The sequence below is a fragment of the Streptomyces sp. NPDC014864 genome, from assembly GCF_043081525.1.
Lineage (GTDB): Bacteria > Actinomycetota > Actinomycetes > Streptomycetales > Streptomycetaceae > Streptomyces.
Genome location: NZ_JBIBWT010000001.1, coordinates 263,291 through 275,894, shown reverse-complemented (window position 1 = coordinate 275,894; position 12,604 = coordinate 263,291). Strand labels below are relative to the sequence as shown.

The following is a 12,604-nucleotide window of genomic DNA, read 5'->3' as shown; positions in this document are numbered from 1 at the left end:
TCAAGCGGAGTGCCAATTGCCTGCGGCGCGTCGCGGGGGTTCCTTGTGAGCGCGGGGTTGTGCAGCACGCTGTCTGCTGGTGTGACCGGTCCCGGGGCTGCCGCCCCCGAACCCCCGCTTCGGCCTAACGACCTCGTCCTCGAGCGCCGGACGGGCTGAGTGCGTGACTCCGGCTCACAGGTAGTCCTGGAGCCGCCCCACCGTCAGGCCCCGTTCCTGGATCCGGCGCAGCAGCCGTGTCGTGCGTTCGCGCAGGGGCGGGCCGTCGAGGTCGTCGTCGTCCGAGGCGACGAGGAGGATGTCGCCGGGGCGCAGACCGTGGTGACCGTGGGTGAAGCGCAGGTCGGTGTCCGACATCGAGGCCCGCCACAGGACGACCGCCGCGACCCCGCAGTCGGCCGCCGCGCGCAGGGTCGTGCGGTCGAACGCGCGGTACGGCGGCCGGAACAGGCGGGCGCGCACGCCGAAGCGGGCGTGCAGCTTGTCCCGCTGGCCGCAGATCTCGGCGCGCTGGCCGGCGTAGGGCAGGCCGCGCAGCGAGGAGTGGTCGAGGGTGTGGTTCTGGAGGTCCGCGCCGACCGACATCAGGTGGGCGAAGTGCCCGTACTCCGGTCCCACGACACGGTCCGTGAGGAACATGCTGACCGGCAGCCTCAGCTCACGGACCATGTCGACGAACCGCGGATCACGCTCGGCCCCGTCGTCGTAGGTGAGGAAGACGACCTTGTCGGAGGTCCGGACGTGGTCCACGACCGGTGGCATTCCCGGGCCGGAGGCGCCGGTGAGCCGGGGCCGGGCGGGCGGGGGCGGGGGCGCGGGCAGCGGGGCCGCCAGGCCCCAGCGGCGGTAGGGCGGTTCGGCGGCCGGGTCCGCGGGCCTTACCCGCTGGGCCGCCTTCCTGCCGAGCCGCTCGATGGGGTCGACGGACGGCGCGCAGCCGGTCAGCAGCGCGGCCGCGAGCAGGGCCGCGGCCACGCGCCGCGGCCTCACAGGTAGTCCTCCAGACGGGCCACCGCGTACCCCTCGGCCGTGACCTTGTTCAGGAACCGGCGCATGTCGTCGATCATCGTGCCGTTCCATTCGCCCGGCCCGCGGAAGTGGGTGAGGACGATGTCGCCGCGGTGGATCCGCTGGTCGTCCTCGCGGTACTCCCAGTGGTCGACGAAGACCTCCTCGTTCCAGATCGGCGCGTACTCGATGCCGCAGGACTTGGCGGCGACCAGGGTGTCCTGGTTGTAGTTGCCGTAGGGCGGGCGGAAGACCTTCGGGCGCTTGCCGAACTGGCGCCGCATGATGTCCTGCATGTCGCAGATCTCGCGCTCCTGGTCCTCGTAGGACAGGCCCGGCAGGTAGGGGTGGTGCAGGGTGTGGTTCTCGAGGGTGTTGCCGTAGTCCTGCACCTTCCGGAAGTACCCGTAGTCGTCCTTCACCAGGTAGTTGCTGAGGAAGGCGGTGTACGGGAGGTTCAGGTCCCGCATCATCTCCAGGAACTCGGGGTCCTTCTCCGCGCCGTCGTCGATGGTGAGGAAGACGACGCGGTCCCTGGTGGGGACGGTGGTGAAGACCGGGGGCAGGTCCCACTCCTCCTGGTTCGTCACCTGGAAGCCGGGGCGGGCGTGGATCCTCGGCTTGACGGCGGGCGGGGGCGGGGGTGCGATCGGGACCCGCGGGAGGCCCCAGCGCCGGGCGGCGGCCACGCGGGCCTCGTAGGCGGCGCGCAGGCGGCCGGCGTAGGAGTGGAGGGCGCGGGCCGGGGGAGCCTGGAGGAGGGGCTCCTGGCCGGGGGCCGGACGGACCTGGGTCTTGGAGGGCGTGCAGCCCGAGGCGAGTGCGGCGGCCACGAGGAGCGCGAGACCGCCGCGGGTCACGGCCTTCCGGCACACCGCCACCGTGGTGCGCTTTTTGTCATTTTGTCCTACTGCTCCCATGGCGCCGGATCTTCGCAGGCTTCCGCACGGAACCCGAGCCGACACCGCGGCGGGAGGCGCGCCGTCCACCGACTGGCCCACAATGAGCCGGTGAACGACCATCACCTGCGCGACTTCGCCCCGCTGCTCACCCCCGAGGGCCGTGCCCTCCTGGACGAGGTGCGCGGCACCGACCCCGCGGGAGAACTCGCCGTCGCCACCCGGCTGCGCCGCGAGCACCCCGCCGAGCTGGTGTCGGCCGCGCTGGGGCAGGCGCGGCTGCGGCAACGGGCGGCGGCGAAGTTCGGGGCCCAGGACGCGGAGCGGATGTTCTTCACGGCGAACGGGGTCGAGCAGTCGACCCGGACGAGCGTGGCGGCCCACCGGGCGCACCGTTTCCGGGACCTCGGCGTGACCTCCGTGGCCGACCTGTGCTGCGGGATCGGCGGGGACGCGATCGCGCTCGCCCGCGCCGGGATCCGCGTGCTGGCCGTGGACCGGGACCCGCTTACGGCGGCCGTGGCGCGGGCGAACGCCGAGGCGCTGGGGCTGAGTGACCTGATCGAGGTCCGCGAGGAGGATGTCACCGAGGTCGACACCTCGGCGTACGACGCCGTCTTCGTGGACCCCGCGCGGCGCGGCGGCCGGGGCCGGATCTTCGACCCCGAGGCGTACTCGCCGCCGCTGTCCTGGGCGGTGGACACCGCGCTGAAGGCCCCCCGGGCGGCGCTGAAGGTCGCCCCGGGCATCCCGCACGAGGCCGTCCCCGCCGAGGCCGAGGCCGAGTGGATCTCCGACGGCGGGGACGTGAAGGAGGCGGTGCTCTGGTTCGGCACCGAACCCGGCCGCGTCCGCGCCACCCTGCTCCCCGGTCCGCGCACCCTGCTCGGCCGCGGCCTGCCCGACCCGGAGGTGCGCCCGGTGGGCCGCTTTCTGTACGAGCCCGACGGCGCCGTCATCCGGGCCCACCTGGTCGCCGAGGTCGCCGAGGAGCTCGACGGGGGCCTGCTCGACGAGACCATCGCCTACGTCACCGCCGACACCCTGCGCCCCACACCGTACGCGCGCGCCTACGAGATCACCGACCGGCTCCCCTTCAACGTCAAGAAGCTGAGGGCCCTGCTGCGGGAGCGCGAGATCGGCGTCCTGACCGTGAAGAAGCGGGGCTCCGCGGTCGAACCGGAGGAACTGCGCCGCAAGGTGCTGCCCAGGCCGCACGGACGGAACACGGCGACGGTGTTCCTGACCCGCGTCGCGGGAGCCCCGACCATGCTGATCGGCCACCCGGCGGACTGACGGGGGCGGCGGCGCGGACCGGGCCGCTCAGGACGCCACGATCCCCTTGCCCACGGCGAAGCCCTTGGCCGGGCCTTCCGGGATCACCGCGTCGGTGCCGTAGGGAACGCGGTGCTCGCCGGTGTACTTGGCCTTCTTGGCGTCGGGGGAGGTCAGAACGACGACGGCTCCCTCGTCGTCGAAGTCGTCGACGATCACCGGGGCCACCTCTTCTGCGAGAGCGGTCATCGTGAAGCACCTCCAAGTGTGGGCGTGAGCGCCACTACGGCACAAGCGACGTCGTGACGCTACGGAGGCCTCGGTCGCTGACTCACCGTAACCGCTGCCGGCCATCCGAACGGGTGAGCGCGCCCGGCGGATCAGCCGGACGCGGCCGCGCGGCGTAGCAGCAGGGCCCGTTCGCGGGTGTTGTGGGTGAGGGTTGCCGCCCGTTCGAACTCCGCCCGGGCCTCCGCCCGGCGGCCGAGACGGGACAGGAGGTCGCCGCGGACGCTGGGGAGCAAGTGGTAGTCGCGCAGGGCCGGTTCGGCGGCGAGAGCGTCCACGATCTCCAGCGCCGGGGCCGGGCCGTCCGCCATCGAGACGGCCACCGCGCGGTTCAACTCCACCACCGGGGACGGGGCCCGGGAGGCCAGCAGGCCGTACAGGGTGGCGATGGCGGGCCAGTCGGTCTCCTCGTAGGTGAGCGCGTGGGCGTGGCAGGCGGCGATGGCGGCCTGGAGGACGTAGGGGCCGGGGGCTCCGGTGGCCACGGCGTCGGCGCGGGCCAGGGCGGTGACGCCGCGGGCGACGAGCATGCGGTTCCAGCGGCGCCTGTTCTGGTCCTGGAGCAGCACCGGCTCACCGTCCGCGCCGGTGCGGGCGGCGGCGCGCGACATCTGGAACTCCAGCAGCGCGGTCAGCCCGTGCACCTCGGGCTCCTTGGGCATCAGCCCGCTCAGCAGCCGGGCCAGGCGCAGCGCGTCCTCGCACAGGGCGGGGCGCAGCCAGTCGTCGCCGGCCGTGGCGGCGTACCCCTCGTTGAAGACGAGGTAGATGACGTCGAGCACGGAACCGAGGCGGGCCTCCCGGTCGGGGCCGTACGGCACCTCGAAGGCGACGTTCCGGGTGGCCAGCGTCCGCTTGGCGCGCACGATGCGCTGGGCGACCGTCGGCTCGGGCGCGAGGAAGGCGCGGGCGATCTCGGCCGTGGTCAGACCGCCGAGCAGCCGCAGGGTGAGGGCGATGCGTGCCTCGGCGGACAGCACCGGGTGGCAGGTGGTGAAGACCAGCCGCAGCAGGTCGTCGTCGATGTCGTCCGGGCCGGAGGGTTCCTCCGGCCCGGACGTGGTCTCCAGATCACGCCCGATCCCGGCCAGCTTGCGGGCGTACCGCTCCCGGCGGCGCACCAGGTCGACGGCACGGTGGCGGGCGGTGGTCATGAGCCAGGCGCCGGGGTTGTCCGGCACCCCGTCCCGGGGCCACTGCTCCAGCGCCGCGACCAGGGCGTCCTGGGTCAGCTCCTCGGCGATGCCGACGTCCCGCACGATCCGGGCCACGGCGGCGACGACACGCGGCGACTCCAGCCGGAAGACGGTTTCGAGGGCGCCGGTGGGCCCGGTGGGCTGCCTGTCCACTTCCACAGTTCCCCATGCAACACCGCCGACGGCCCCCGGCCAAGGAGGACTCAGCCCTCGGCGATCTCCCGCACCTCGCAGGTCACCGTCCAGAACTCCTCGTGGGCCTTCAGGAACCGCTTGGTCCACTCCAGGGCCTCGGCCATGTCCTTGCACTGCATGAGCGCGTAGCCGCCGACGACCTCCTTGGACTCGGTGAACGGCCCGTCGGTGACGGAGATCTTCCCGCCCTCCCAGTGCACCCGGGCGCCCTGGGCGGAAGGGGTCAGCCCGGCCGTGTCGAGCATGACCCCGGCCTTGGTGATCTCCTCGATCAGCTCCCCCATCCGCTGCGTCAGCTCGCAGCTCGGGCCCTCGGCGGGGGCGGTGGACTCGTCGATCTTCACGAGCGACAGGTAGCGCGGCATGGTGTCTCCTCGGGTCGAGGACGGGGCCCTTCCCCGCCTCTCACCCCCTGCGTCGAACGGGGACACCGGGAATCGACACCCGCGCCGGAATTCCCCGGAGATTTTTCTCCGGGGGCGTTCCGCAGGTGGCTGGGTGTTCCTGTCATCTCGTGTTCCGGCAGGGCTCCGGCCGGCCCGGCGCCCTCGCTTCGACAGTTTCGAGAGCGCCCGGGCCGGCCCCGCCCACCCCACGGGCGGCACCGTGCTGCCGCGCACCACCAGGCTCGTGGCCGCCACGGGCGCTCGTACACGACGTTCGCCCGGGACGACGTCACGACCGGCAGCGGCACGGAGAGCGGCGGCGAGATCGGCACGGACGGCGCGTACGAGGTGGCTCACGGTCCGCAACACCGGCGCGCGGCCGGGCGCGGAGGTCGTCCAGCTCCGTCCGCACGACCCGGTGGCGAGCGTCACGCGTCCGGGCGTCCGCCTCATCGGCTGCCGGCGCGTGCGGTTGGCGCCGGGCGAGTCCCGCCGCGTGGCCTTCCACTTCCACGCGACCTCTCGGCGTTCACCGACGCCTCGGGCGCGCGGGTGGTGCAACCGGGCGCGCTGGAACTGCGCCTGACGTCGTCAGCGGCGGAAGTACGGCACACAGCCCGGCTGACCCTGACGGGTCCGGTGCGGGTGCCGGGCCCGGACCGGCGGCTGCGCTGCGGGACGACCGTGGCGCAGGCCGCCGCAGTTGACTGAGGGTCAGGCCCCCATCCGCTCCGTCAGGCCGAGCTGGGACATGATCGAGCCGGAGTCGAGGTAGGCGCGGGCCTCCTGGACCTTGCCGTTCTTCACCTCGTAGACGTCGACCCCGTGCACCGTGACGGCGCGTCCCGTGGCGGGCACGGTGCCGACGTTGAGCTTCAGGTCTCCGGTCTGGGTGCCGCTGCCCGTGTACTCGATGACCACCGTGTCCCCCTGGGCCGTGAGGTGGTCCAGGGTGAACTTCCCGTCGGGCATGGCGTCGAACAGCGCCTTGGCCAGCTGTGTGAAGCCCTCCGGGCCCTGCAGGGTCCTGCCGCTGCCCTCGTCGATGAGGGTGCAGTCGGGCGCCACGGACCCCGCGATGGAGTCGTAGTCGCGGTTGTTCCACGCCTCGAAAAGTCCGCGGACGAATGCCTCGTTGTTGTCTGCCATAAGATCCTCCGCCACATCATCCCCCGGTCGCCCCCCGCCTTTCCATGCTCACTCCGCGCATCGGCCCCTGCATCTCGGCAGCGGCCCGGCACCGCAGCGGTGTTCCAGCCGGGCACCGGCCGGTCTCACCGGCCGGTGCGCAGGGGTGCGCCCGCCTTGTCCGCCGCCGCTCCGGGCCGGGCTCCGGCCGCTCGCGGGGGTGCTCCCGCAGCGTGGCGCAGGGGATACGGCCCGGGCGTCGGCGTCCGCGTCGTGTCGCCCCCGCCAGGATCCGGGCCTCGACCGCCTCGTACTGCCGGCGCTGCTCCTCCGCCCTGCGCCGCCCGGAGATCACCGTCCCCGCCCAGCCGAGGGCGAAGCCGAGGGGGACGGAGACCAGGCCGGTGGTGGTGAACGGGTACCAGTTGAAGTCGGCGTCCGGGAAGGCGGAGGCAGGGGATCCGGAGACCAGGTCGGTGCCGGTCATGGGGACCGGGGTGGCGAGGGATCCTCCGATCAGGGTCCACAGCAGCCCAGTGCGGGTGTAGCGGCGCCAGAACGGGCTGGACGACGCCGTCGTACCCGAAGACGGTGGGACCGAGGGGAAGCGGGGGTGAGCGCACGCTGCTCGCCAAGTACTGGTCCGCGCCGGACTCCGGGCGAACCGGGGCCGTCAGCGAGATCACCGACGCCACCTCGGTCCTACGCCCCGCCCCGGTCCTCCCCCGCCGACTCGAAGCGCCAGCGGTGCACCGCGCGGGTGACCAACTCGCCGTCCGGCTCGGGCAGTTCGGGAAGGTCGGCGTCGTACGCGGCGTCCCACCAGGTGACCACCAGGACGCGGTCCTGCGGGGCCCGGAAGAACTCCCGGCGAACCGGCCGCGCGGCGAGTTCCTGTGCGCGGGCCCAGGCCAGGAGCTCCTCGCCCCGGCCGGGGGCCGCGCGCGCCTCCCACATGAGGGCGACGGTCATGAGTAGAGGTTCTCCTTGCTCACCTCGTGCACGTGATCGTGATCATGACCGTGGCCGTCGTCGCCCGGCACGTGCGGGTCCGTCACCGGCAGGGACGAGTCCGCCGACAGATCCCAGCTCGACGCCGCACGCCCCCGGCTCACCATCTCCGCGCCGAGCGCGGCGACCATCGCGCCGTTGTCCGTGCACAGCTTGGGGCGGGGCACCCGCAGCCGGATCCCGGCCGCCTCGCACCGCTCCCGCGCCAGCGCGCGCAGCCGGGAGTTGGCCGCGACACCGCCGCCGATCATCAGGTGGTCGACGCCCTGGTCCTTGCAGGCCCGCACGGCCTTGCGGGTCAGCACGTCCACGACCGCCTCCTGGAAGGAGGCCGACACGTCCCGCACCGGGACCTCCTCCCCCGCCGCCCGCCTGGCCTCGATCCAGCGGGCCACCGCCGTCTTCAGGCCGGAGAAGGAGAAGTCGTAGGCGGGGTCGCGCGGGCCGGTCAGGCCCCGCGGGAAGGCGATCGCCTCGGGGTCGCCCTCCTTCGCGTACCGGTCGATCACCGGGCCGCCGGGGAAGCCCAGGTTCAGCACGCGCGCGATCTTGTCGAAGGCCTCGCCGGCCGCGTCGTCGATCGTCGCGCCCATCGGGCGGACGTCGGAGGTGATGTCGGTGGACAGCAGCAGGGAGGAGTGGCCGCCGCTCACCAGCAGCGCCATGGTCGGCTCCGGCAGCGGGCCGTGCTCGAGCTGGTCCACGCAGATGTGCGAGGCGAGGTGGTTGACGCCGTACAGCGGCTTGCCGAGCGCGTAGGCGTACGCCTTCGCGGCGGAGACGCCGACCAGGAGGGCGCCGGCCAGGCCCGGGCCCGCGGTGACGGCGATGCCGTCCAGGTCCTTCGCCGAGACGCCCGCTTCCTTCAGGGCCCGCTCGACGGTGGGGACCATCGCCTCCAGGTGCGCCCGCGACGCCACCTCGGGCACCACCCCGCCGAAGCGGGCGTGCTCGTCGACGCTGGAGGCGACCGCGTCGGCCAGCAGGGTGGTGCCGCGGACGATGCCGACGCCGGTCTCGTCGCAGGAGGTCTCGATGCCGAGGACGAGCGGCTCGTCGCGGATGTCAGTCATGGATGTCGGTTCCTTGTACGCCGTTGTCGGAGGGGGCGGGGGCACCCGCGGCGGGGCCGCTGCCGGAGGCGGTGGACAGGCGCATCACCAGGGCGTCCACGTTCCCCGGCTGGTAGTAGCCGCGTCTGAAGCCGATGGGTTCGAAGCCGAAACGCTCGTAGAGCTTCTGCGCGCGGACGTTGTCCACGCGGCACTCGAGCATCACCTCGGCGCACTCGAAGGCGGTCGCGGCCCGCAGCAGCTCGGTCAGCAGCCGGGAGCCGAGCCCGGTGCCCCAGTGGTCGCGGGCGACGGCGATGGTCTGGATGTCCCCCTGGTCCCCGGAGGCGACCAGCCCGGCGTACCCGACGATCCGGTCGTCCTCGACGGCGACGACGTACCGCCGCGTCGCCTCCGGGCCCCGCGAGTGCGCCAGCTCGGACCAGAACATGCCCCGGGACCAGGCGTCCTCCGGGAACAGGTCCTTCTCCAGTTCCAGCACCGGGTCGATGTCCCACCAGCGCATCTCCCGCAGCACGGGAGTCGCGGCACCGCCGGTGGCGGGTCCGGTCGTCGTCTGTCCCGTCACTTGGGGGTGACCACCTTGTAGTTCTTGGGCACCTGGGCGTCCGGCCGCCGCAGGTACAGGGGCCGGGGCGCGGGCAGCTCCTCGCCGGCGGCCAGTCTCTCGGCGGCCAGGCGGGCGAGGGCGGCGGCCGACACGTGCTCGGGCTCGTGCGTCTTCGGGAAGGTGCCGGGGTACAGCAGCGCGCCCGCGCCGACCGCGGGCAGGCCCCTGACCTCGTCGGCGATGTCGGCGGGCCGGTCGACGGCCGGGTCGGTGACACGGGTGCGGGAGTCGGCGTACCGCGCCCAGTACACCTCCTTGCGGCGGGCGTCGGTCGCCACGACGAAGGGGCCGGGAACGTCGGCCGCGTAGGCGAGGGCGTCGAGCGTGCACAGGCCGTGCACGGGGACGCCGAGCGCGAGCCCGAAGGTCTCGGCGGTCATCAGCCCGACGCGCAGGCCCGTGTACGGGCCGGGGCCGACGCCGACGGCGATGTCCGTGACGGCGTCCAGCTTCAGCCCCGCCTCGGCGAGCACCCGGTCGACGGCCGGCAGCAGCAGCTCTCCGTGCCGGCGGGCGTCCACCTGACTCGACGAGGCGACGACGGCCGATCCGTCGTGCAGGGCGACGGTGACGGCGGGGGTGGCGGTATCCAGAGCGAGCAAGAGCACGCAAACAGCCTACGGCTCCCGCGGCACGGGCACGGACGCCCCGGGCGGACGGTGCCCGGCTGCTACCGTCACGGCGAGGCGGCCGGCACCTCCGTGCCGGCCCGACACGGAGGTGGTCGACGGTGGCAAGGGGCAGTTCGGCTTTCGTGGCCGCGCTCACCGCCACGTCCCTCGCCGCGGTCGGTTTCCTCGCCTACCGGGCGCAGGCGAGCGTGCCCCCCGACCTGGGCAGCCGGCCCGGCGCGAGCGCGAAGCCCTCCGCCACCAAGGCGCCCCGGGACGCCAGCAACCCCACCGCCCTGCCCTCCGGCTCCGGCACCGGTGAGCGGGTCGTGTACTCGCTGGACGACGACCGGGTGTGGCTGGTCAGCGCGGGCGACCGGGTGGAGAACACCTTCCCGGTCACCCCCGGCAGCGTCGACCCGGCCCCGGGCACCTACGCCGTCACCTCCCGGTCGCAGCAGGTCACCGGGACCGACGGCACCCTGGTCGAGCACGTCGTGCGCTTCACCGGCGTGGGCGGGGTCGTCATCGGCTTCAGCGCGGCGGTGGACGGGGCCGTCCCGGCACCGGATCCGGCCGTGCGGACCGGCGGCATCCGCGAGTCCCGCGTCGACGGCGAGACGATGTGGATGTTCGCGACGATCGGGCAGAAGGTCGTCGTCATCCGATAGGGCTAAGCCGCTTCGCCGCGTTCTTCCGCCTTACGGGCGTCGCGGGCGCCGTGGACGTCCCGGGCGCGCTCCGGCGCCGGCTCCGGGTCGCGGGGCGGCCGTGAGATCACGTCGGCCGCGGCGCAGGAGGCCAGCAGGTCGCTCACGCGGACACCGCCGACCCGGTACGGCCGTGGCTGGGGCGTGCTTCCGGTGGCCGACATGGCGCCTCCTGCGGGTCGGGGGCGACGATAGTTAGGTATGCCTAACCATGATCTGCCTCCCATGTGACCACGGCGAGGACACCGGACGCAAGAACATGCCGACGCCCTGTCGGAATGTTCACCTCCGCAGAGTCCGTGTGCCGGGGAAGGTGTCCGGAAGCGGTGGGTGGCCGTCAGGGCGCTCAGGCCGTCAGGACGCTCAGGTCCACCGGCGACCATCGCTGCCCGAGCCCGGCCACCGTCACGTGCCGCACCTCGTCGGTCGTGTCGCCGACGGCCCGGTGGATGAGGATCTGGAGCCGCTCGTCGGTCAGCTCCTCGACCTTGCCCTCGCCCCACTCGACCACGACCACGGAGTCGGGCAGCGAGACGTCGAGGTCGAGGTCCTCCATCTCGTCCAGGCCGCCGGACAGTCGGTAGGCGTCGACGTGGACGAGGGGCGGACCGTCGCCGAGGGAGGGGTGCACACGGGCGATCACGAATGTCGGGGAGGTGACGGCGCCGCGCACGCCGAGGCCCTCGCCGAGCCCGCGGGTCAGCGTCGTCTTGCCCGCGCCGAGCTCCCCGCTGAGCATCACGAGGTCGCCCGCGCGCAGCAGCTTGGCGACGCGGCGGCCCAGTTCCCGCATCTGTTCCGGGGAGGTGACGGTGATCTCGACGGACGCGGGGTCAGCCGGGCTGTGCGGTGCTGCTGGTGCTTCCATAACCACCCACGGTAGCTCCTGCCGGCACGGCTCCCACGCGGGTCAGCAGGTCGGCGAGCCGGTCGGTGACGATCTCCGGGTGCTCCAGCATGACCAGGTGCCCGGCGTCCGGGACCAGCACCAGCTCCGCCTCCGGCAGCAGGTCGGCGATGGCCTCGCTGTGCTCGCTGGGCGTGACCAGGTCCTTCACCCCGGCCAGTATGAGCACCGGCATGTTCTGGAAGTGGGTGAGCGCGTCGGTCTTGTCGTGATCGGTGAAGGCCGGGTAGAACTCGGCGACCACGTCGATCGGGGTGCCCTCGATCATCCGCTCGGCGAACCGGGCGATCGCCGGGTCGACGTCGCGTGACCCGAACGAGTAGCGCTTGATGATGCCGGCGAACAGGTCGGCGGTGGCCCGCCGCCCCTTCTCCACCAGATCGGCCTGCTGCCCGAGCGCCTTCAGCACCCCCGGCAGCACCCGGCGCACCGCGTTGACGCCGGCGACCGGCAGCCCGAAGTTGACCTCGCCGAGCCGCCCGGAGGACGTACCGACGAAGGCCGTGGCGACGACGCGGTCGCGGATCAGCTCGGGGCACTCGGAGGCCAGCGCCATCACCGTCATGCCGCCCATGGAGTGCCCCGCCAGCACGATCGGCCCCTCCGGCGCGGCCGCGTCGATGACGGCCTTCAGGTCCCGGCCGAGCTGGTCGATGCTGACCGGCACCTCGTCGCGCGTCTGGGCCACACCCCGCGCGGACCGGCCGTGGCTGCGCTGGTCCCAGTACACGGTGCGCACCACGCCGCGCAGCGCGGCGCGCTGGAAGTGCCAGGAGTCCTGGCTGAGGCAGTAGCCGTGACTGAAGACCACGGTGACGGGGGCGGGGGCCTTGCGGCCGAAGAGCCGGCGGCGGCGCGGGGCCAGGCTCGCCGCGATCTCCGGGTCGAGTTCGTCGACCTCGTAGTGGAGTTCGGTGCCGTCGTCGGCGTACGCCTTGCCGGGGGTGCCGCGCAGCGTCCCGTAGGGGCCCGCCGAGTCCAGGGCCAGCCGCGCCTTGCGCCGTATCCCGCGTCCTACGGTCATCCGCTCGAGGGCGACACCGGCGGCCGCGCCCGCGGCGACCACGCCTATCGCGGCGCCCGCGATGCCCGTCGCCCTGCGCCAGCCGCCGGCGGCCCCCGCGGCGGAGGCCCCCGCGGCGGAGGCGGCGACCGCCGACGCGGCCTGCGCGACGGGCCCCGCGCTGCTCTCGCTCACGTACCGCTCCTCTTCGCCAAACTGATGTTCGCCGGGTGGGGTGTGGCCGGCCGTGCCGGCTCCATTGGTCCTGATGGTTCTGGTGGTCCTGGTGCTGCCGGTGTCGGTG

The 12,604-nt window shown here is 73.4% G+C and carries 15 protein-coding genes and 2 pseudogenes; 3 read left to right on the top strand and 14 right to left on the bottom strand.

The features are described from left to right. Positions 1–174: 174 nt before the first annotated feature. Positions 175–990: a polysaccharide deacetylase family protein gene (locus ACF1A5_RS01435; protein ID WP_392190756.1), complete on the bottom strand. Its 816-nt coding sequence runs from the start codon at positions 988–990 to the stop codon at positions 175–177. Continuing rightward, complete coding sequence (locus ACF1A5_RS01430) at positions 987–1,928, bottom strand: polysaccharide deacetylase family protein (protein ID WP_392190755.1); 942 nt, start codon at positions 1,926–1,928, stop codon at positions 987–989. Before ACF1A5_RS01430 ends, ACF1A5_RS01435 begins: the two co-directional genes overlap by 4 nt. A gap of 105 nt (positions 1,929–2,033) precedes the next feature. Between ACF1A5_RS01430 and ACF1A5_RS01425 the strand changes: the two genes are divergently transcribed. Continuing rightward, positions 2,034–3,203 carry a methyltransferase domain-containing protein gene (locus ACF1A5_RS01425; RefSeq protein ID WP_392191188.1) on the top strand — a complete coding sequence of 390 codons (1,170 nt, stop codon included), beginning with the start codon at positions 2,034–2,036 and terminating at the stop codon, positions 3,201–3,203. 27 nt (positions 3,204–3,230) lie between these two features. Here the strand turns inward: ACF1A5_RS01425 and ACF1A5_RS01420 are convergent, their stop codons facing one another. The 3 genes from ACF1A5_RS01420 to ACF1A5_RS01410 form a co-directional block, all read right to left on the bottom strand. After that, the gene (locus ACF1A5_RS01420; protein ID WP_392190754.1) at positions 3,231–3,431 is read right to left on the bottom strand and encodes a hypothetical protein; all 201 of its coding nucleotides are present in this window, start codon (positions 3,429–3,431) and stop codon (positions 3,231–3,233) included. Between the two features lie 131 nt (positions 3,432–3,562). Next, a complete protein-coding gene (locus ACF1A5_RS01415) occupies positions 3,563–4,819 on the bottom strand; it encodes an RNA polymerase sigma factor (RefSeq protein ID WP_392190753.1) in 1,257 nt (418 codons plus the stop codon). 50 nt (positions 4,820–4,869) lie between these two features. After that, entirely contained in the window at positions 4,870–5,226 is a 357-nt protein-coding gene (locus ACF1A5_RS01410; protein ID WP_392190752.1) for a YciI family protein, read from the bottom strand. Between the two features lie 273 nt (positions 5,227–5,499). Between ACF1A5_RS01410 and ACF1A5_RS01405 the strand changes: the two are divergent. Next, positions 5,500–5,958 (top strand): annotated as a pseudogene (locus tag ACF1A5_RS01405) (fibronectin type III-like domain-contianing protein); the annotation flags it as partial. 3 nt (positions 5,959–5,961) lie between these two features. Here the strand turns inward: ACF1A5_RS01405 and ACF1A5_RS01400 are convergent. The 6 genes and pseudogenes from ACF1A5_RS01400 to tsaB form a co-directional block, all read right to left on the bottom strand. Next, positions 5,962–6,396, bottom strand: coding sequence for an ester cyclase (locus ACF1A5_RS01400; protein ID WP_392190751.1), 435 nt, complete (start codon positions 6,394–6,396; stop codon positions 5,962–5,964). Between the two features lie 247 nt (positions 6,397–6,643). Then, positions 6,644–6,940 (bottom strand): annotated as a pseudogene (locus tag ACF1A5_RS01395) (cation acetate symporter); the annotation flags it as partial. 137 nt (positions 6,941–7,077) lie between these two features. Beyond that, complete coding sequence (locus ACF1A5_RS01390) at positions 7,078–7,347, bottom strand: hypothetical protein (protein WP_392190750.1); 270 nt, start codon at positions 7,345–7,347, stop codon at positions 7,078–7,080. Next, positions 7,344–8,459, bottom strand: coding sequence for a tRNA (adenosine(37)-N6)-threonylcarbamoyltransferase complex transferase subunit TsaD (gene tsaD, locus ACF1A5_RS01385; protein ID WP_392190749.1), 1,116 nt, complete (start codon positions 8,457–8,459; stop codon positions 7,344–7,346). Before tsaD ends, ACF1A5_RS01390 begins: the two co-directional genes overlap by 4 nt. Further along, on the bottom strand, positions 8,452–8,964 hold the full coding sequence (gene rimI / locus ACF1A5_RS01380; protein ID WP_392191187.1) for a ribosomal protein S18-alanine N-acetyltransferase: 513 nt from the start codon (positions 8,962–8,964) through the stop codon (positions 8,452–8,454). The genes tsaD and rimI overlap by 8 nt, the downstream gene beginning before the upstream one ends. A 59-nt stretch (positions 8,965–9,023) precedes the next feature. Next, entirely contained in the window at positions 9,024–9,677 is a 654-nt protein-coding gene (gene tsaB / locus ACF1A5_RS01375) for a tRNA (adenosine(37)-N6)-threonylcarbamoyltransferase complex dimerization subunit type 1 TsaB (protein ID WP_392190748.1), read from the bottom strand. Positions 9,678–9,799: 122 nt separating this feature from the next. Here tsaB and ACF1A5_RS01370 point away from each other — a divergent pair, with 122 nt between their 5' ends. Next, entirely contained in the window at positions 9,800–10,351 is a 552-nt protein-coding gene (locus tag ACF1A5_RS01370) for a hypothetical protein (RefSeq protein ID WP_392190747.1), read from the top strand. Positions 10,352–10,353: 2 nt separating this feature from the next. Here ACF1A5_RS01370 and ACF1A5_RS01365 read toward each other — a convergent pair whose 3' ends face one another. The 3 genes from ACF1A5_RS01365 to ACF1A5_RS01355 form a co-directional block, all read right to left on the bottom strand. Further along, positions 10,354–10,554 (bottom strand): hypothetical protein, encoded by a 201-nt coding sequence (locus tag ACF1A5_RS01365; protein WP_392190746.1) that lies wholly within the window; start codon positions 10,552–10,554, stop codon positions 10,354–10,356. Between the two features lie 182 nt (positions 10,555–10,736). Beyond that, a complete protein-coding gene (gene tsaE, locus ACF1A5_RS01360; RefSeq protein WP_392190745.1) occupies positions 10,737–11,258 on the bottom strand; it encodes a tRNA (adenosine(37)-N6)-threonylcarbamoyltransferase complex ATPase subunit type 1 TsaE in 522 nt (173 codons plus the stop codon). After that, on the bottom strand, positions 11,224–12,495 hold the full coding sequence (locus ACF1A5_RS01355; protein ID WP_392190744.1) for an alpha/beta fold hydrolase: 1,272 nt from the start codon (positions 12,493–12,495) through the stop codon (positions 11,224–11,226). The genes tsaE and ACF1A5_RS01355 overlap by 35 nt, the downstream gene beginning before the upstream one ends. Positions 12,496–12,604 lie beyond the last annotated feature (109 nt).

Excerpts from the sequence above, each read along its gene's own strand:
- rimI (WP_392191187.1), bottom strand. The coding sequence starts at position 8,964 with ATGCGCTGGTGGGACATCGACCCGGTGCTGGAACTGGAGAAGGACCTG.
- ACF1A5_RS01410 (WP_392190752.1), bottom strand. The coding sequence starts at position 5,226 with ATGCCGCGCTACCTGTCGCTCGTGAAGATCGACGAGTCCACCGCCCCC.
- tsaE (WP_392190745.1), bottom strand. The coding sequence starts at position 11,258 with ATGGAAGCACCAGCAGCACCGCACAGCCCGGCTGACCCCGCGTCCGTC.
- ACF1A5_RS01400 (WP_392190751.1), bottom strand. The coding sequence starts at position 6,396 with ATGGCAGACAACAACGAGGCATTCGTCCGCGGACTTTTCGAGGCGTGG.
- ACF1A5_RS01390 (WP_392190750.1), bottom strand. The coding sequence starts at position 7,347 with ATGACCGTCGCCCTCATGTGGGAGGCGCGCGCGGCCCCCGGCCGGGGC.
- tsaD (WP_392190749.1), bottom strand. The coding sequence starts at position 8,459 with ATGACTGACATCCGCGACGAGCCGCTCGTCCTCGGCATCGAGACCTCC.
- ACF1A5_RS01420 (WP_392190754.1), bottom strand. The coding sequence starts at position 3,431 with ATGACCGCTCTCGCAGAAGAGGTGGCCCCGGTGATCGTCGACGACTTC.
- ACF1A5_RS01430 (WP_392190755.1), bottom strand. The coding sequence starts at position 1,928 with ATGGGAGCAGTAGGACAAAATGACAAAAAGCGCACCACGGTGGCGGTG.
- ACF1A5_RS01365 (WP_392190746.1), bottom strand. The coding sequence starts at position 10,554 with ATGTCGGCCACCGGAAGCACGCCCCAGCCACGGCCGTACCGGGTCGGC.